17 protein-coding genes are annotated in these 16,629 nt (G+C 49.9%); 7 read left to right on the top strand and 10 right to left on the bottom strand.

The genetic code is table 11. The features are described 5' to 3' along the window. Positions 1-82: 82 nt before the first annotated feature. Both LCF41_RS13335 and LCF41_RS13330 read right to left on the bottom strand, forming a co-directional pair. A complete protein-coding gene (locus LCF41_RS13335; protein WP_225085029.1) occupies positions 83-1,003 on the bottom strand; it encodes a Kdo(2)-lipid IV(A) acyltransferase in 921 nt (306 codons plus the stop codon). 258 nt (positions 1,004-1,261) lie between these two features. Beyond that, a complete protein-coding gene (locus LCF41_RS13330; protein ID WP_225085028.1) occupies positions 1,262-2,356 on the bottom strand; it encodes an NADH:flavin oxidoreductase/NADH oxidase in 1,095 nt (364 codons plus the stop codon). Between the two features lie 254 nt (positions 2,357-2,610). On the opposite strand from LCF41_RS13330, the gene trhO reads away from it, so the two are divergent. After that, entirely contained in the window at positions 2,611-3,678 is a 1,068-nt protein-coding gene (trhO, locus tag LCF41_RS13325; RefSeq protein WP_225085027.1) for an oxygen-dependent tRNA uridine(34) hydroxylase TrhO, read from the top strand. Positions 3,679-3,880: 202 nt separating this feature from the next. On the opposite strand, the gene LCF41_RS13320 is transcribed toward trhO, so the two are convergent. The 6 genes from LCF41_RS13320 to pyrC form a co-directional block, all read right to left on the bottom strand. Beyond that, the gene (locus LCF41_RS13320) at positions 3,881-4,456 is read right to left on the bottom strand and encodes a YceI family protein (RefSeq protein ID WP_225088176.1); all 576 of its coding nucleotides are present in this window, start codon (positions 4,454-4,456) and stop codon (positions 3,881-3,883) included. 30 nt (positions 4,457-4,486) lie between these two features. After that, a complete protein-coding gene (locus LCF41_RS13315; RefSeq protein WP_225085026.1) occupies positions 4,487-5,041 on the bottom strand; it encodes a cytochrome b in 555 nt (184 codons plus the stop codon). Between the two features lie 387 nt (positions 5,042-5,428). Further along, entirely contained in the window at positions 5,429-5,683 is a 255-nt protein-coding gene (gene bssS / locus LCF41_RS13310; RefSeq protein WP_005970542.1) for a biofilm formation regulator BssS, read from the bottom strand. A 239-nt stretch (positions 5,684-5,922) separates the two neighbouring features. Beyond that, on the bottom strand, positions 5,923-6,180 hold the full coding sequence (locus tag LCF41_RS13305; protein ID WP_225085025.1) for a hypothetical protein: 258 nt from the start codon (positions 6,178-6,180) through the stop codon (positions 5,923-5,925). An 88-nt stretch (positions 6,181-6,268) separates the two neighbouring features. Beyond that, positions 6,269-6,508: a DNA damage-inducible protein I gene (gene dinI, locus LCF41_RS13300; RefSeq protein WP_225085024.1), complete on the bottom strand. Its 240-nt coding sequence runs from the start codon at positions 6,506-6,508 to the stop codon at positions 6,269-6,271. Between the two features lie 106 nt (positions 6,509-6,614). Next, positions 6,615-7,658, bottom strand: a complete 1,044-nt coding sequence (pyrC, locus tag LCF41_RS13295) for a dihydroorotase (RefSeq protein ID WP_225085023.1) — start codon at positions 7,656-7,658, stop codon at positions 6,615-6,617. 184 nt (positions 7,659-7,842) lie between these two features. Between pyrC and LCF41_RS13290 the strand changes: the two genes are divergently transcribed. After that, positions 7,843-8,130, top strand: a complete 288-nt coding sequence (locus LCF41_RS13290; protein WP_225085022.1) for a putative quinol monooxygenase — start codon at positions 7,843-7,845, stop codon at positions 8,128-8,130. Between the two features lie 63 nt (positions 8,131-8,193). On the opposite strand, the gene rne is transcribed toward LCF41_RS13290, so the two are convergent. Continuing rightward, complete coding sequence (gene rne, locus LCF41_RS13285) at positions 8,194-11,520, bottom strand: ribonuclease E (RefSeq protein ID WP_225085021.1); 3,327 nt, start codon at positions 11,518-11,520, stop codon at positions 8,194-8,196. A gap of 620 nt (positions 11,521-12,140) precedes the next feature. On the opposite strand from rne, the gene rluC reads away from it, so the two are divergent. Next, positions 12,141-13,097, top strand: coding sequence for a 23S rRNA pseudouridine(955/2504/2580) synthase RluC (gene rluC, locus LCF41_RS13280; RefSeq protein WP_225085020.1), 957 nt, complete (start codon positions 12,141-12,143; stop codon positions 13,095-13,097). A 62-nt stretch (positions 13,098-13,159) separates the two neighbouring features. On the opposite strand, the gene LCF41_RS13275 is transcribed toward rluC, so the two are convergent. Further along, positions 13,160-13,744, bottom strand: a complete 585-nt coding sequence (locus LCF41_RS13275; protein WP_225085019.1) for a Maf family protein — start codon at positions 13,742-13,744, stop codon at positions 13,160-13,162. Between the two features lie 140 nt (positions 13,745-13,884). On the opposite strand from LCF41_RS13275, the gene yceD reads away from it, so the two are divergent. Genes yceD through LCF41_RS13255 form a run of 4 tightly spaced genes read left to right on the top strand, consistent with a single transcriptional unit; the run spans position 13,885 to position 16,629 of the window. Further along, on the top strand, positions 13,885-14,406 hold the full coding sequence (gene yceD / locus LCF41_RS13270) for a 23S rRNA accumulation protein YceD (RefSeq protein WP_225085018.1): 522 nt from the start codon (positions 13,885-13,887) through the stop codon (positions 14,404-14,406). Positions 14,407-14,422: 16 nt separating this feature from the next. Next, on the top strand, positions 14,423-14,593 hold the full coding sequence (rpmF, locus tag LCF41_RS13265) for a 50S ribosomal protein L32 (protein ID WP_011093369.1): 171 nt from the start codon (positions 14,423-14,425) through the stop codon (positions 14,591-14,593). 29 nt (positions 14,594-14,622) lie between these two features. Further along, positions 14,623-15,669, top strand: a complete 1,047-nt coding sequence (gene plsX / locus LCF41_RS13260) for a phosphate acyltransferase PlsX (RefSeq protein WP_225085017.1) — start codon at positions 14,623-14,625, stop codon at positions 15,667-15,669. Between the two features lie 6 nt (positions 15,670-15,675). Beyond that, on the top strand, positions 15,676-16,629 hold the full coding sequence (locus LCF41_RS13255; protein ID WP_225085016.1) for a beta-ketoacyl-ACP synthase III: 954 nt from the start codon (positions 15,676-15,678) through the stop codon (positions 16,627-16,629).

Genomic DNA, 16,629 nt, shown 5'->3' with positions numbered 1-16,629 from the left:
TGCTTTTTTTTCGTCTGTCACTCTGTCACAAGGTAAGGTATCCCCGTTCCTGCAATGAGTAACCGGTACAGAAAGGTGCTCGTTAATACAGGGACGGTTCGCCTTCCGGGCGGGTTTTGAAACGGCGGTGCAGCCACATGTATTGGTCACGTGCGAGCAGAATATTCTGTTCAACGATGTTGTTCATCCACACGGCAGTTTCGGTTTCATTATCTACAGGGGCATTCTGTTCGGCAGGTTGAATCAGCAGTTCATAGCCTTTTCCGTCAGGCAGGCGGCGTGGGACAAAAGGAATGACGGCAGGCCGCGCGGTCTTTATCAGCATATAACTACCGCGGGTTGTCGCTGCGTTATCGACGGCGAAGAGCGGAGCAAAGACACTGCTTTGTGGGCCGTAATCATGATCGGGAGCATACCAGATGATCTCTCCCTGCTTGAGTGCGCGAATCATACCTTTGAGATCTTTACGATCCAGCATGGACTTATTAGAGCGTAGTCTTCCCCAGGTCTGTAACCAATCGATCAGCTTGTTATCGTTTGGGCGGTACACGCCGATACCGGGATTGTGCATGCCAAAGATACGGGCTCCCAATTCCAGCGTCAGGAAATGCAGACCAATGAGTAACACGCCTTGTTGTTTCTCCAATACAGGGCGGATATGTTCAAGGCCGGTCACCGTAAACCAGCGTTCGATACGCCAGTTTGGCCAAAACCAGGCCATACCGGTTTCAATCACACCCATACCGACAGATTCAAAATTTTTCCTGACTAATGCTTCACGCTCAGTCTGCGGCATGTCGGGAAAACACAGTTCAAGGTTACGGGTAGCAACGTTGACGCGCTTTGGTAATAGACGCATAGCCAAATGACCAAGTGCGATACCGATACGATATAGAGCGGGATAGGGTAGCAAAACGATAAGGTAAAGGATGCCGATGCCCAACCAGGTGAGCCAATAGCGCGGATGTAGCAATGAACGATTAAAAGAAGGGATTTGTGTCATGGCCTCAGTATCAATATTTTGGTGCTGCTCAGCACGCGAACCGTTAAAAAACGAGTTAATGGTTAACTGCAAGATAGATTATTGCGGCGCTTTGCCAATAACACAAATTACTGTCGTCTTATTGACTGATTTTTATGCAAAAAACGGCTATGATCGTATCATTTTCAGCAAATGAGTTTTAACCTTTGGTGGCATGACGTGTGGTGAGGTAGAGAAGTGGCGACCCAGATCGGATCGCCTGAACACGGCGTATTATCGCTATTGTTTGAAAATGCCTCTGGCGTAGCGTGGTTCACTACGCCAGTATTGTGCGGGGGCGGATACCTGCGCGCCCAGTCTGGCGGCCACATGCCATGGCCAGCGGGGATCGAAGAGTATGGCGCGAGCCAGCCCGATAGCGTCTGCTTCACCCGTTGCGACGATCGCTTCTGCCTGCTCCGGCTCGGTTATCAGCCCAACGGCGATGGTGGTGATGCCAACCTCTTGCTTAATCCGCTGCGCATACGGCACCTGATAATTAGGCGCAGGATGGATTTGCTGTAACGGCGACAGACCGCCACTGGATACGTGGATGAAATCGCAGCCTAATTCATGCAAAATTTTACTAAGCTGTACGGACTGGTCTAGATCCCAACCGCCTTCCACGCCATCCGTCGCAGAAATTCGCACGCCAACGGCTTTGTGCGCGGGGAAAACATCGCGTATTGCGCGGTAAATTTCAACGACCAGGCGCATCCGATTCTGAAGCGTTCCTCCGTAGTTATCCGTGCGATGGTTTGTTAGCGGTGAAAGGAACTGATGCAGCAAATAGCCATGAGCGGCGTGAATTTCTATCAGATCAAAGCCCAGACGATCCGCGCGTTTAGCTGAATCCACGAACGAATTAATTAATGTATGGATGTGCTGTTCTGACATTTCCAGCGGTGCCGCATCGCTGGCATTGTAAGGGAGAGCGGAGGGGGCAATGGTTTGCCAGCCGCCCTGTTCCGGGCGCAAAAATGCGCGTCCGCTCCACGGAACGCCCGTTGAGGCTTTGCGGCCCGCGTGGCCCAATTGTATGCCAAGAGGCATGGCAGAATAGGTTTTGACTGCGTTAACCGCGCCAGCAAGAGCCTGTTCTGTCGCGTCATCCCACAAACCAAGGTCGTGCGGGGAAATCCGGCCTTCCGGCGAAACCGCGGTAGCCTCGATGATGAGCAGGCCTGCCCCGGAATGTGACAGGTTACCTAAATGCATGGTATGCCAGGCCGTCGCTTTGCCATCCTCAGCCGAATACTGACACATGGGGGCGATGATGATCCGATTGGGCAGTTCGAGTTTGCCAAGTGATACGGGTGAGAAAAGCTGACTCATAATGACAGATCCTTCGATGATGATACTTCATGAAAGCAAAAATGAATCCCAGGGGGCATGGGTTTACGGTAAGGTCATGGGTTTACGATAAGGTTATAGGTTTACGGTAGATCACTCTTTGACGTCGCGCTATTCATTTCATGCCCTGACAGTCACTACGCTATCAGGTATGATGCCGGGCGATTCAATGTGTCGGGCTATGGCTCGATGATGAACGTCACACGCTAACCTCAATGAAGACAGGAACGTACACCATGCCAGTGTTACATAACCGGATTTCTAATGAGGAACTGAAGGCGCGTATGCTTGCGGAAACCGAGCCGCGTACCACAGTTTCCTTCTATAAATATTTCACCATTGATGATCCAAAAGCCTTTCGCGATAGTCTGTATATTCAGCTTGAGCAATGTAAGGTCTTCGGTCGCATTTATATTGCGACTGAGGGGATTAACGCACAAATCAGCGTGCCAAATAATCAGTTCGAGGCCTTTAAGGCGGTATTGTTCAGTGCGCACCCGGCGCTCGATCAGATTCGCTTAAATATCGCTCTGGAAGATGACGGGAAATCGTTCTGGGTATTGCGTATGAAAGTACGCGAACGGATTGTCGCTGATGGGATTGACGATCCGACATTTAACCCAGCGAATGTCGGGCAATACCTGAAAGCCGATCAGGTTAATGCGATGGCTAACGATCCCGACACCGTGTTTGTCGATATGCGTAACCATTACGAATATGAAGTCGGGCACTTCGAGAATGCGCTGGAAGTGCCGTCGGATACGTTTCGTGAGCAACTGCCGATGGCAGTTGAAATGCTTGATGAGTCGCGCGACAAAAATATTGTCATGTACTGCACAGGCGGGATTCGTTGCGAGAAGGCCAGCGCCTACATGTTGCATCATGGCTTTAAGAACGTATATCACGTCGAGGGCGGTATTATTGAATATACGCGTCAGGCTAAAGCTCAGGGACTACCGCTGAAGTTTATCGGTAAGAATTTTGTGTTTGATGAACGAATGGGAGAGCGCATTTCTGATGACGTCATCGCGCATTGCCATCAGTGCGGAGCGTCGTGTGACAGTCACACTAACTGCCGTAATGAAGGGTGCCATCTTCTGTTTATCCAGTGCCCTGCCTGCGCTGCAAAATACGAAGGCTGCTGTAGCACGCAGTGTCAGGATGAAATGAAGTTGCCGCTGGAAGAACAGCGAGCGATACGCAGCGGGCGTGAAAATGGAATGAAAATATTTAATAAATCCAAAGGATTATTACAGTCAACGCTGCACACCCCGGTTCCTGTCGCGAAAGACAAGACTGAATAATTAGCGGCTAATCGCGTAATAGAAAAAGCCCTTTCCATAGGAAAGTAATGCTGTTCACTTAAGCATGGATTTAGGGGGAAACACGGTGATGAGGTTCCCGTAGGGATACCTCGCACCGTGGTAGCCCCGGTATCTCGATTCTTAAACGATCGGCATTATTACCATAGGAAAGGGCTTTGTTCTGTTGATGTGCAGTGTCACCTTATTTCTGGCGAACGCCTTCAACGGAAATAATCAGTTCTACATCCTGCGAAGCTGGGCCCAAATCTGTCGTGATGTTGAAATCTTTCAACTTGATAGTGCCTTCAGCTTGAAAACCTGCACGATAGCCACCCCAAGGGTCATCGCCCTGACCGATCAGTTTGGCATCAAGCTTAACTGGTTTGGTGACGCCATTTAAGGTCAGGTTGCCGGTAATATCGTAATCTTCACCGTCTTTCTTCACTTCAGTGGAGGTAAACGTTGCCTGCGGATGCTTGGTAACGTTTAAAAATTCTGCGCTGCGCAGGTGCTTATCACGTTCAGCGTGGTTAGTGTCAACGCTGTTGGTGTTAATCGTGACATTCACTTTATCTGCTGATGGGTTTTTCTCATCAAAAGTAAAGGCGCCATCGAAGTCATTAAAGCTGCCGTAAAGCCAGCTGTAACCGAGGTGTTTAATGCGGAATTCAATAAACGCATGCTGGCCTTCTTTATCGAACTTGTACTCTGCCGCCAGTGCAGAACCGGCAGAGGCAAGCATAGATACTGCGGTCAGGCTCAGTAGTGTTTTCTTCAGCATTGGTATTTCTCCATAAAATCCATAAGGTTAATGAACGTTGCGACCCAACATTCGTTTCAACGTGTTATCACCATCTATAAAGTGGTGTTTTAATGCAGCTAAACCGTGCAGTACTGATAAGGCAACCACCGCCCATGCAAGATAAAGATGCACGTCGCCTGCTATATCGGCCTGATCCGTCAAGCCGCTGATAATGGCCGGAACAGAAAACCAGCCAAAAACGGGAACTGAATGCCCTTCTGCAGTGGAAATAAGATATCCACTAATCAGAATGGAGAACAAAATAACGTAAAGTGCGATATGAGCGAGTGTGGCGCTCACGCGAGTGACGGTAGAGTAACTTTTCAGTGGTGGCGGTGGTGGAGAAATAAAGCGCCAGATAACGCGAAAAATCATGACGGCAAAAAGCAGTACACCAATCGCTTTGTGAATTTCAGGGGCGCGGTGATACCAAACACTATAATAGTTAAGTGTCACCATCCAGAGTCCTGAGGCGAACATGCCATAAACGGTTAACGCTGCAATCCAGTGCAGAAAAATGCTGATATGACCGTAACGGGATGGGGAGTTACGCCAAGTCATATTATGATTCCTTTAAGTCGAGTGCGTTTGTTAAACAAAAGCTAAACAGAAGTGAATGCAAAATCAACATAATATTTGTGATTATCACATGACTAAATTATGTAACGATTTTTTTGATTTTATTATGAAAATGCATTCAATTTTTTTGATAATTAAAGGGGAAAGGCAATCACTTTAGCAGGAGAACAGCGGTAATAATGAACAAAGCAGGTCAGCTGTTTCGCGATTACAGGAGGGTTGTACTTCAACTTACGAGTCTTAAAACATGAGGAAAATACCGTGTTCTGAAATAACAATACCGCCAGTAGGGCGGTATTGTTATGAATGCAAATGGTATTAACGCAAATTCGTGGGTATTGAATATAATATTAATAACGCTATCAATGGCTAATGTTTTCGATAATCACTGACGTCACAGTCTGTCGATTCAATTTTCGCAATGCCAGCTTCAAGTATATGTATCAGCTGTCTGGCAACATCGGTCGTTAGCCAAAGGGTTCGATCAACATGCGCTTCGTCTGGTGCTTGATCCGAGGTGGATAAGTAGTGTAAACGGATCATCATGGCGTCATAACTGTCAACGGTGCTGATGTCCCAACCTACAAGAGGATGTGTCTGAATAACTTCATTTTTTCTATCCATAAATACCCCTTATTGACTAGTTACTAACATGAGTGACTAATGAGGCTTCTGGTAGCTCATTATTTTTGAATGAGCATTATGAGTATACTGCTGCTTATTTGTTTTATGGGAAATATTTTCATTTTTTGTGTAAAAAAAATTACACAGGCAGGTATGACGAAGGCGTAGGTGATGGTTCTGATGAAATATCGGGACGAATAGATTTTCATCCCGAGGGTATTGTCACTGGAGGGAGAACATTAGTCCGCGCTGGTTCCGGTATTGTTCTCTAATGCAGCGGCAAGCCGAGCAAGGTATTTCTTCATCGCGGGATCTCGATTCTCATTCTGAGATTCCAATGTTAAATTGTGAATCATCAGTTTGTTGGCTTTTTCATCAAGGCAGAATGCCAAAGACGAGAAGGCGAGTTCCAGAGCATCAATTTTACGTTGCTGCTCGCCAATCAGCTCCAGCAGTTCCCCGAATGTCATTGCCTCTTCTGGTTTTTCTACCGTCATAACAGATACCCTCGGTCATAGCACATGGCGAAATGCCGCTTTAAACTGCCATTACAGCCTATATCTTCCTTATCTTTCAAGCTTTAGATTACTTTGCCGTAAACCAGTCGTCGGCGCTTTCCCACGTTTCCTGCAAGATTTCAGAGATACGATCTTTGTCATCTTTGCCTGCACCCATGACCGTCAGGTTATTTGCGGATGCATAACGAACCTGAATGGGGGTATCGGGGTAAATTTTGTGAATACGCTTTTCCAGCTCATGCCTGAGTGCTTCAATCGCACCGGCGGGTAACGGCGTTGTCTTTGCAAGAGTGATTTCTACGCGCATAGTGACCTCCAAATTTTAAACTGTTTATTTATACAGTTATTGCAAGTGGAGAACAAGACGCGCAATAAAATTTAGCCCATCGGCATAATGCAGATGGGCTTGTCGATTAACGGACTGACCAGTTGAGGCTTTGTCCCGCCAGGAAGGGGATGAGTGACTCGTCGCCGAGAGAGATTTCTTCCGGGAACGTGACCGTTTCACGGTGAAGTTCAATCCAACTGTCGTTCACCGGTAGGCCATAAAAACGTGGGCCGTTCAGGGAGCAGAAGGCCTCGAGTTTATCAAGCGCGTTCATTTCTTCAAAAACGGTGGCGTAGGTGCTTAATGCCGCCTGAGCATTGAACACGCCGGCACAGCCACAGCTGGATTCTTTTCGGTGTTTTGCGTGAGGCGCGGAGTCAGTACCGAGGAAAAGGCGTTCACAGCCGCTGGCGACGGCTTCACGTAGCGCCTGCTGATGGGTATTGCGTTTTAAGATAGGCAGGCAGTACAGGTGAGGGCGAACGCCGCCAACCAGCATATGATTGCGGTTAAACATCAGATGCTGCGGTGTAATGGTAGCGGCGAGATAATCATTACCTTCAACAACATACTGCGCGGCTTCTTTTGTCGTAATGTGCTCAAGGACGACTTTCAGTTCCGGGAAATCTTGGCGCAATGGCTCCAGTACCGTTTCGATGAAGCGCGCTTCCCGATCGAAAATATCAACGGCAGCGTCGGTCACTTCACCGTGGATGAGCAGCGGCATACCCATTTTTTGCATTTTCTCCAGAATACCAGAGATATTGGCGACGCTGGTGACTCCATGGCTGGAGTTTGTTGTGGCATTGGCCGGGTATAATTTGGCTGCGGTAAAGACGCCTTGCTCAAAGCCATTCACGATTTCATTGGCATCAAGCGCATCGGTCAGGTAGCACGTCATCAATGGCTGAAAGTCATCGCCCTGCGGAACCGCGGCCAGAATACGCTGACGATATGCGATAGCGCTGGCCACGCTGGTAATCGGTGGCGTCAGGTTAGGCATAACAATCGCACGGCCAAAGAAACGGCTGGTATAGGGGAGAACGGTTTCCAGCATCCGATCGTCACGCAGGTGAATGTGCCAATCGTCAGGGCGACGGATTTTAAGAATAGTGGGCTGTGCGGTCATGGAATTGCGCTCCGGCGGTCAGTAGAAAAACATCGTCTTTCGGTTGGTTTTGGGACTGATACGGCGGGGGATAAGGATAAGCGTAAAGCCATTCGAATGCATCCGTTTGTTGATGAATGCTTGAAATTAACCGTAGATTGGCATCTGATAGTATTATCTTTTCATTGATAAATAAGGGATGTATATGGAAATTCGTATTGTCGCCACCATTCAGGCAAAAGCAGAGTTTATTGCAGACGTTGCCGCAACGCTAAAACGTGTGGTGGCACCTAGCCGACAGGAAACAGGTAATGTGCAGTACGATCTGCATGAAGTCGTAGATAAAGCGGGTTCGTTTGTGTTCTTCGAGCGCTGGAAAGATCGAGAGGCGTTGACATCACATGAGCAGAGCGAGCACTTCAAGAACCTGTTGGCTGAGCTGGATGGTAAAACGGACAGTGTAGATATCAAACTATTGAATTTTTTAGGCTAACAACAGTTAGTGCATAAAAAAACACCCGCCAATTTGGCGGGTGTTTGTCTATAGGAATCAGGACTACTCGCTGACTGGAGTAGGCTTGGTTGCTGGCGCAGTTGACTGATTAACTGCGGAATGGCCACCTGCCGAACCTTTTCCAGAGAACGGATAGGCAGGGCGAACCCAATCACTGTGTCGGGCAGGTTCCGCGTGGTATGCCGGCGCTGGCGCTTTAGTCATTGGCGCTGTCGCATGGAACTTATAGCGAGGTTGCTCAGCAACGGTTGCTGCTTTTGTTACGCTCGATACAGGTTCTGCCACAATCGGCTGTGCGCTGATCGTCGTGGCTACGGGGTTATCCTGGACGTTTTGTGGCGCGATGGTTTCTTGTACTGCGGAAACCGCTGGAGTAGCAACGGGAACTGCCACATCTGCGTTCTCGATTGCATCAGCGATGCTATCCACCTGTTTGTCTTCTGCTGCCGCTTCTGTAACGACATCGTCAGCCACGACCGTTTCATCGACTGTGCTTGCAGTCGCAACAGGTTCAGCGATCTGCGCGTCTTCAGTCGCCAGAGCCGTATCCACAGCTTTTGCTTCCTCAACAGCACTCACGGCAACCGCAGCGATAGCATCATCGATCGCGGTGCTTTCGGTAACAGGCTCGACAACAGTTTCTTCGTCTGCGGCACTCACCTCGATATTGGCGACATTGCTATCCTGAATCACGTCGGCAGATTGTGCTGTTGCGGTGACAACAGCGTCTTCCTGAGCGACAGCTTCAGCTACCACCACGTTTTCCACTGCGTTGGATTCCGCTGTATCTGACGGTGTCGTCACTACGGCTTCAACGACGGCAGGTAACAGTGGTGTTTCAATCGCTGCAACGTTTTCGTCCTGCGGTTGGTTTTCAGCCTGCTGCGCAACAGGGTAGCTAACCCACACTTTCCCTGATGCCATTTCTGGCGACGCGGCAGCAAATTCCAATTGCATCGGTGACTGGGACGGGTAGCGTTCATCACGATAGCGACGACGACGTTGACCGCTGACGCGCAGATGACGCGGCGAGCGACGTGAACGACGTGGCATACCGCCATTCTCGGCGTTGGCACGATTTGCGTCGTTTTGCTCGTTATCGATCTCGTTATTGTCTACCGCAGCATCGTTTGGCTTGACGTAAGATTGAGCCTGCTCAGATGGAACAGCGGCAGGTGTTGTGCTATCGGAGAGGGTATCCGGCTGAGCGTCGGACTGAACGCGTACTTTCTGCGTCAGTTGGCGGCGTTGGCGACGCGGCATAACCTGAGCCGGTTTATCCTGCTCGGCTGCGTTGTCATCGGAATCATCAACCGCTGGCTGAACTTTTGCCTCATTAGAAGCCTGACGGCGCTCGTCCTGACGACGACGCTGGCGCTCAGCACGTGGTTCACGGCGCGGCTGCTCTTCTGAACTGGTTTTCTCCGCGTTTTCCGCAACCACTTCCTCGTTCTGTCGCTTATTACGGCGCTGCTCATCACGCTGTTCACGATTGTCACGATTGTCACGAGAACCACGATCGCGGCGATTATTACCCTGACGGCGTGAATTACGGCGCTCAGAACGCTGGCCTTCAGCAGATTTCTCTTCTTCGGCCTTCTTCTCGTCAACGCTATCCGCTGCTTTTACTGCGGGTTCAGAAGCAAAGGCGCTTTTTAAGGCGCTGAAGAAACGGCTGATGAGGCCTGGTTGAGCGACTTCCGCAGGTTTCGCTGCAGCAGGTGCCGCTTTGGTTACCGATGGTGCGGTTTCCGCAGGCATTTCTGCCATGGTAAACGTCGCTAAAGCAGGTTGCTCTGGCTGTTTACGCTCAATCGTCTGTTCGTCTTGCTGTTGCTGTGTTTCCGTTTCCAAACGCTGAGGCAGCAGATAGCTGAGCGTTGGTTTTTCTTCGCCTTTACGGACGCGAACAACGGAGTAGTGCGGGGTTTGCATGCCGTCGTGTGGCACGATGACCGCGCGGACACCGCCTTGACGTTTCTCAATGGCGTTAACGGCATCACGCTTCTCGTTCAGCAGATAAGAAGCAATCTGGACTGGAACAATCGCGTGGACTTCTTTGGTATTTTCTTTCAGTGCTTCTTCTTCAATAAGGCGAAGAATGGACAGCGAAAGTGATTCATTGTCACGAATCGTACCCGTCCCGCTACAGCGTGGACAGACGTGATGGCTGGATTCACCCAGTGACGGACTCAGGCGCTGACGCGACATTTCCAGCAGGCCGAAGCGGGAAATACGGCCAATCTGAATACGCGCACGATCCTGACGTACGGAGTCGCGCAGGCGGTTTTCCACTTCACGCTGGTGGCGAACCGGAGTCATATCGATAAAGTCGATAACGATCAGGCCGCCGAGGTCACGCAGGCGCAATTGGCGGGCAATTTCGTCTGCGGCTTCAAGATTGGTATTAAACGCGGTTTCTTCAATATCACCACCGCGCGTTGCACGGGCGGAGTTAATATCAATCGCCGTCAGCGCTTCGGTGGTATCGATAACGATAGAACCGCCGGACGGCAGGCGAACCTCACGCTGGAAAGCCGATTCGATCTGCGATTCAATCTGATAGTGGCTGAAAAGCGGGATTTCACCACTGTACAGTTTGATTTTGCTGCTGAAATCAGGACGACCTAGCGCAGAAATGTGTTCTTTCGCCAGATCGAGAATTTTGGGGTTATCAATCAGAATTTCGCCAATGTCCGGGCGCAGATAGTCACGGAAAGCGCGGACAATCACGTTACTTTCCTGATGAATCAGGAACGGTGCAGGACGGCCTTCGGCGGCTTTTTTGATCGCGTCCCAGTGTTTCAGACGGAAAGCCAGATCCCATTGCAGGGCTTCAGCGGATTTACCCACACCCGCGGTGCGAACAATGAGACCCATGCCATCAGGCAGTTGCAGCGAACCCAGTGCTTCTTTGAGCTCGGTACGATCGTCACCTTCGATGCGACGGGAGATTCCACCGGCGCGCGGGTTATTCGGCATTAAGACCAGATAGCTACCCGCCAGGCTGATAAAGGTAGTCAGCGCTGCGCCTTTGTTGCCACGCTCTTCTTTGTCTACCTGAACAATGACTTCCTGACCTTCACGTAACACGTCCTTAATGTTAGGACGACCATGGGAAGCATAGTTGCTGGGGAAGTATTCGCGGGCGATTTCTTTAAGAGGGAGGAAACCATGCCTTTCTGCGCCGTAATCAACAAAAGCCGCTTCAAGACTGGGTTCGATACGAGTGATTTTACCTTTGTAGATATTTGCTTTCTTCTGCTCATGACCCGGACTTTCGATATCCAAATCATACAGCCGTTGACCATCAACCAAGGCAACACGCAACTCTTCCTGCTGAGTTGCGTTAATTAACATTCTTTTCATCTTCAACTTACTCGTTATTTTTACTTGCATTATTGATAGAGCTGCGGACAAAAGAACCGCATGACCGGAGTGAACCGATGGCCTCGTGGCTTATCGCAGGGACGTCAACCTCCCGGTTGTCGCCTGCATAGAGACGCATGTTTCGGTAGCCTGTGTTTCCTGATGGAAAACAGCGCATTTACTGAGGGAACAGCTTCTGAATAATGTCGCCAGATCTGATTCCATTTGCCGGCCAAGCTGCAATCCGCAGCCCGCTAACTGCTTGATTTCGCATTACGTCTTACGCCATTGCTGCGTGTGTGCGTCATCAGGCAAATTTAATAATTTCGCAATTTCCCCTTGTTTTATCGGAAATCCGCGTGGGAAACGCAAAAGCATTATTCCACTGCTGATACCGTTATAGCAAGGTGACTTTGCCTGTCTGTATAAAGATAGTTCTGTCGTTATCAGCAAAACGAGCAGGGTTTGATGCTACAACGCAATTCACCCGTTACTTACCCGTGTTATCTGGCAGCCACGCTATTTAGCAGAGTGCAACAATATCTTCATAAGTCAGACACACAGTTAAGCACAGAAAAAGAAGTGGCGCTATCGGGTTGCTCTATTTAGAATCGCGCATCATGAAAACAGATAATCCTTCAGTACAATTTGTGACGATCTCCGCAGATGAAGCCGGGCAGCGCGTCGATAACTTTTTGCATACCCACTTAAAGGGTGTGCCTAAAAGCATGGTTTACCGTATCTTGCGTAAAGGCGAGGTAAGGGTAAATAAGAAACGGGTCAAGCCTGAGTATAAATTGCTCGACGGCGATGTCATTCGTATTCCGCCTATTCGACAGGCAGAACGTGATGAAACGCCTGTTTCTGCGAGTCTTGGTAAAGTGGCGGCGTTGGCCGAGTGCATTATTTACGAAGATGATTACCTGCTGGTGCTCAATAAGCCCTCAGGTACCGCCGTGCATGGCGGAAGCGGTCTGAGCTTCGGCGTGATTGAAGGGCTGCGTGCTTTACGCCCGGAAGCTCGCTTTCTGGAGTTGGTACACCGCCTCGATCGCGATACGTCAGGCGTTTTGCTGGTAGCAAAAAAACGCTCGGCTTTGCGTTCTCTGCATGAACAACTGCGGCTAAAAGGCATGCAAAAAGATTACCTGGCGCTGGTTCGTGGACAATGGCAGTCCCACTGTAAGGTTGTTCAGGCGCCGCTGTTGAAAAACATTCTGCAAAGCGGTGAGCGCGTCGTGCGTGTTAACAGCGAAGGTAAGCCGTCGGAAACGCGCTTTAAGGTAGAAGAGCGTTTTGAGCATGCGACTCTGGTGAGAGCAAGCCCCGTCACCGGACGTACGCATCAAATTCGTGTACATACTCAGTATGCCGGGCATCCGATAGCACTTGATGACCGTTATGGCGATCGGGAGTTCGATGAACAGCTGGCGGACACCGGTTTAAAACGTTTGTTCTTGCATGCGCAGGCGCTGCGTTTTGAGCACCCGAATACTGGCGAGACGCTGAGAATCGAAGCGCCATTGGATAGCGGACTACGTCGCTGTCTTCAGGCGCTGCGCAAGACAAAAGCGTAACTGCTGATACCTAATGCTTTTATCTGTCGGGATAGCGCGTCATTGTGCTATCCCGATTGGTATTATGCCGTCAAAGGGTTAATGCCTTCCTTTTGTAGCATCTGAATCAGCGCGATCAATGGTAACCCAATGAGCGTATTGGGATCGCGCCCGGATAATCGCTCAAAAAGGGCAATCCCCAGCCCTTCGCTTTTGAAGCTGCCTGCACAGTTCCATGGCTGCTCTTTCTCCAGATAGCCATCAATTTCCGTTTCCGTTAGCGTTCTAAAATGCACATCAAATGGCTCAGCGATGCTCTGTATTTCGTGCGTCGCGCTATTGAAAAGTGCTAAACCGGTAAAAAAGGAAACACATTTCCCGCTGGCCTCTTGTAACTGCCGCGTCGCGTTAACCTTATTATGTGGTTTTCCTGTAATGGTATTCCCCAGAACGCAAACCTGATCGGAGCCGATAATCAGGTGATTGGGGTAGTGCGTGGCCAACGCTTTAGCTTTGTTTTCAGCAAGGCGGATTACAAGATCGACGGCGCTTTCATCTGGGTGTGGTGTTTCATCAATGTCCGGTGCCGCGCAAACAAAGGGGATCGCCAGCTTGTCCAATAAGGCGCGACGATAAGGTGAGGTTGAGGCAAGAACAATCTGCTGCATAATTTTTTGATAAACCGTAGCGTAATGATGAAAGGCATTTTAAACTGTTCGCCGCTCTGGAAGCGAATATTGGTGAAAGGTGGTGCCTCACTGCCTTTTTCTTTGACTCTATGTCGTTACGACGTTAATATGCGCGCCCTATGCAAAAGGTAAAATTACCCTTAACCCTTGATGCGGTCCGCACTGCTCAGAAGCGTTTAGATTACGTTGGTGTCTATTCGCCGGAACAAGTAGAGCGTGTTGCCGAATCAGTGGTGAGTGTGGATAGTGATGTTCAGGTCTCTTTATCTTTCAATATTGATAATCAGCGTCTGGCAGTGATCGACGGTAACGCCGATGTTACGGTCACACTGATGTGTCAACGTTGCGGAAAGCCGTTTGAGCATCAAGTCCATGCGACATTCTGTTTTAGCCCGGTCGTCAATGATGAGCAGGCCGAAGCGTTACCGGAAGCGTATGAGCCGATCGGCGTTGATGAGTTTGGCGAAGTCGATCTGCTGGCAATGATTGAAGATGAAATTATTCTGATGTTGCCTATCGCCCCGGTGCATGATTCTGAACACTGTGAAGTGTCCGAAGCGGACATGGTGTTTGGCCAACTGCCTGAAGAGGCGGAAAAACCAAATCCGTTTGCCGTATTAGCCAGTTTAAAGCGTAAGTAATTAAGGAGTAAGGTCCATGGCCGTACAACAAAACAAACCTAGCCGTTCCAAACGTGGTATGCGTCGTTCACACGATGCGCTGACTACCTCTTCTGTATCCGTAGATAAAGTTTCTGGCGAAACTCACCTGCGTCACCACATCACTGCGGATGGTTACTACCGCGGTCGCAAGGTTATTGCTAAGTAATTCTTGCGAATTATTTGCAAGGCAATACCTTGACACGCCTAACTCTGGCGTTAGATGCGATGGGCGGGGATTTTGGTCCCTGCGTAACAGTGCCTGCTGCATTGCAGGCACTGGCTTCTAATCCAGCTCTCAATTTGTTATTAGTCGGCGATCCTGCTGCGATTACACCATTACTTGCCAAAGTCGATTCTGATTTACTTTCCCGCTTAGAAGTTGTTCCGGCGGAGTCGGTTATTGCGAGTGATGCGAGGCCGTCGCAGGCTATTCGTGCGAGTCGTGGCACTTCGATGCGCATTGCGCTTGAGTTGATTAAAGACGGCAAGGCACAGGCCTGTGTAAGCGCAGGCAACACGGGTGCGCTTATGGGGCTGGCTAAGCTCCTGATTAAGCCACTTGAAGGTATTGAACGACCGGCATTGGTGTCAGTCTTACCTCATCAGCAGCACGGAAAGACTGTCGTGTTGGATCTGGGGGCGAATGTCGATTGCGATAGCACAATGCTGGTTCAGTTTGCCGTGATGGGTTCAGTGATGGCAGAAGAAGTGCTGGAGCTGAAGAATCCCCGAGTCGCGTTGTTGAATATTGGTGAAGAAGAAAGCAAAGGGCTGAGCACTATCCGTGAAGCAGCAGCACAGTTAAAAGAGGCACCATCAATAAATTATATCGGTTATCTGGAAGGCAACGATCTGCTGACTGGGAAAACGGATGTGATGGTCTGTGATGGCTTTGTGGGTAATGTCACACTGAAAACGGTGGAAGGCGTGGTAAGGATGTTCCTGTCACTGCTGAAATCGCCAGCCTCAGGCCCTGGGCAAACACAAAAACGGTCCTGGTGGTTGAAATGGCTGGGACGTTTGTTACAAAAGCGCTTATCAAAGCGTTTCGGTCATTTGAACCCCGATCAATATAATGGCGCATGCCTGCTAGGATTGCGGGGAACTGTAATCAAAAGCCATGGTGCAGCAAACCAGAGAGCGTTTGCGGTTGCTATTGAACAGGCAATGCAGACGGTACGGCGGCAGCTTCCCGACCGGATTGCCGCCCGTCTAGAAGCGGTATTACCCAAGAGTGACTAAGCGTACATGTATACAAAAATAATCGGAACGGGCAGTTACCTGCCTGAGCAAATCAGGACGAACGCTGATTTAGAAAAGATGGTGGAAACGACGGACGAATGGATCGTCACACGTACTGGAATCCGTGAGCGCCGAATTGCTGCGCCGGATGAAAACGTTGCGACCATGGGATACCGTGCCGCGCAGAACGCGCTGGAAATGGCAAATGTCGATCCTTCTGAAGTCGGCCTTCTGATTGTTGCTACAACATCATCAAGCCATGCTTTCCCGAGCTCTGCCTGCCAGATTCAGCAGCTGTTAGGGATCAAAGATACGATCGCCTTCGATTTGGCCGCCGCCTGTGCCGGTTTTACCTATGCATTGAGCGTTGCCGATCAATACGTTAAAAATGGTGCGGTGAAATACGCGCTGGTGATCGGTTCCGATACGCTGTCTCGGACATTGGATCCTGAAGATCGCGGCACGCTGATTTTATTCGGTGATGGCGCAGGCGCTGTATTGTTAACGCCATCAGAGCAGCCGGGCATTCTTTCTACCCATCTGCATGCCGATGGGCGCTATGGTGAACTGTTGGCTCTACCTAATCAGGCTCGTAGCCATGCGGATACGCCTGCTTACCTGACTATGGCGGGTAATGAAGTCTTTAAAGTGGCCGTGACTGAACTGGCACATATTGTTGAGGAAACGCTGCAAGCGGCTCAACTGGACAAAAGTGAATTAGACTGGCTGGTGCCTCATCAGGCTAACCTGCGAATCATCAGCGCTACGGCGAAAAAGCTGGGCATGGGGATGGACAAGGTGGTTGTGACGCTGGATCGTCATGGTAATACCTCCGCGGCTTCCGTACCTTCAGCGCTTGATGAAGCCGTGCGCGATGGGCGCATTAAACCAGGGCAACTGGTGCTGCTTGAAGCCTTCGGCGGCGGTTTTACCTGGGGCTCCGCGCTGGTTCGTTTTTAA

Source organism: Pectobacterium colocasium, from assembly GCF_020181655.1.
GTDB classification, from domain to species: Bacteria; Pseudomonadota; Gammaproteobacteria; order Enterobacterales; family Enterobacteriaceae; genus Pectobacterium; species Pectobacterium colocasium.
Note: the sequence above shows the minus strand (reverse complement) of the source record. Positions and strands in the feature narration are given on the sequence as shown.

Coding starts and splice junctions, on each gene's coding strand:
- LCF41_RS13315 (WP_225085026.1), bottom strand. CDS start 5,041: ATGACTTGGCGTAACTCCCCATCCCGTTACGGTCATATCAGCATTTTT.
- LCF41_RS13335 (WP_225085029.1), bottom strand. CDS start 1,003: ATGACACAAATCCCTTCTTTTAATCGTTCATTGCTACATCCGCGCTAT.
- LCF41_RS13275 (WP_225085019.1), bottom strand. CDS start 13,744: ATGCAGCAGATTGTTCTTGCCTCAACCTCACCTTATCGTCGCGCCTTA.
- trhO (WP_225085027.1), top strand. CDS start 2,611: ATGCCAGTGTTACATAACCGGATTTCTAATGAGGAACTGAAGGCGCGT.
- LCF41_RS13290 (WP_225085022.1), top strand. CDS start 7,843: ATGGAAATTCGTATTGTCGCCACCATTCAGGCAAAAGCAGAGTTTATT.
- pyrC (WP_225085023.1), bottom strand. CDS start 7,658: ATGACCGCACAGCCCACTATTCTTAAAATCCGTCGCCCTGACGATTGG.
- rpmF (WP_011093369.1), top strand. CDS start 14,423: ATGGCCGTACAACAAAACAAACCTAGCCGTTCCAAACGTGGTATGCGT.
- dinI (WP_225085024.1), bottom strand. CDS start 6,508: ATGCGCGTAGAAATCACTCTTGCAAAGACAACGCCGTTACCCGCCGGT.
- LCF41_RS13255 (WP_225085016.1), top strand. CDS start 15,676: ATGTATACAAAAATAATCGGAACGGGCAGTTACCTGCCTGAGCAAATC.
- LCF41_RS13305 (WP_225085025.1), bottom strand. CDS start 6,180: ATGACGGTAGAAAAACCAGAAGAGGCAATGACATTCGGGGAACTGCTG.
- bssS (WP_005970542.1), bottom strand. CDS start 5,683: ATGGATAGAAAAAATGAAGTTATTCAGACACATCCTCTTGTAGGTTGG.
- rluC (WP_225085020.1), top strand. CDS start 12,141: ATGAAAACAGATAATCCTTCAGTACAATTTGTGACGATCTCCGCAGAT.
- yceD (WP_225085018.1), top strand. CDS start 13,885: ATGCAAAAGGTAAAATTACCCTTAACCCTTGATGCGGTCCGCACTGCT.
- rne (WP_225085021.1), bottom strand. CDS start 11,520: ATGAAAAGAATGTTAATTAACGCAACTCAGCAGGAAGAGTTGCGTGTT.
- LCF41_RS13330 (WP_225085028.1), bottom strand. CDS start 2,356: ATGAGTCAGCTTTTCTCACCCGTATCACTTGGCAAACTCGAACTGCCC.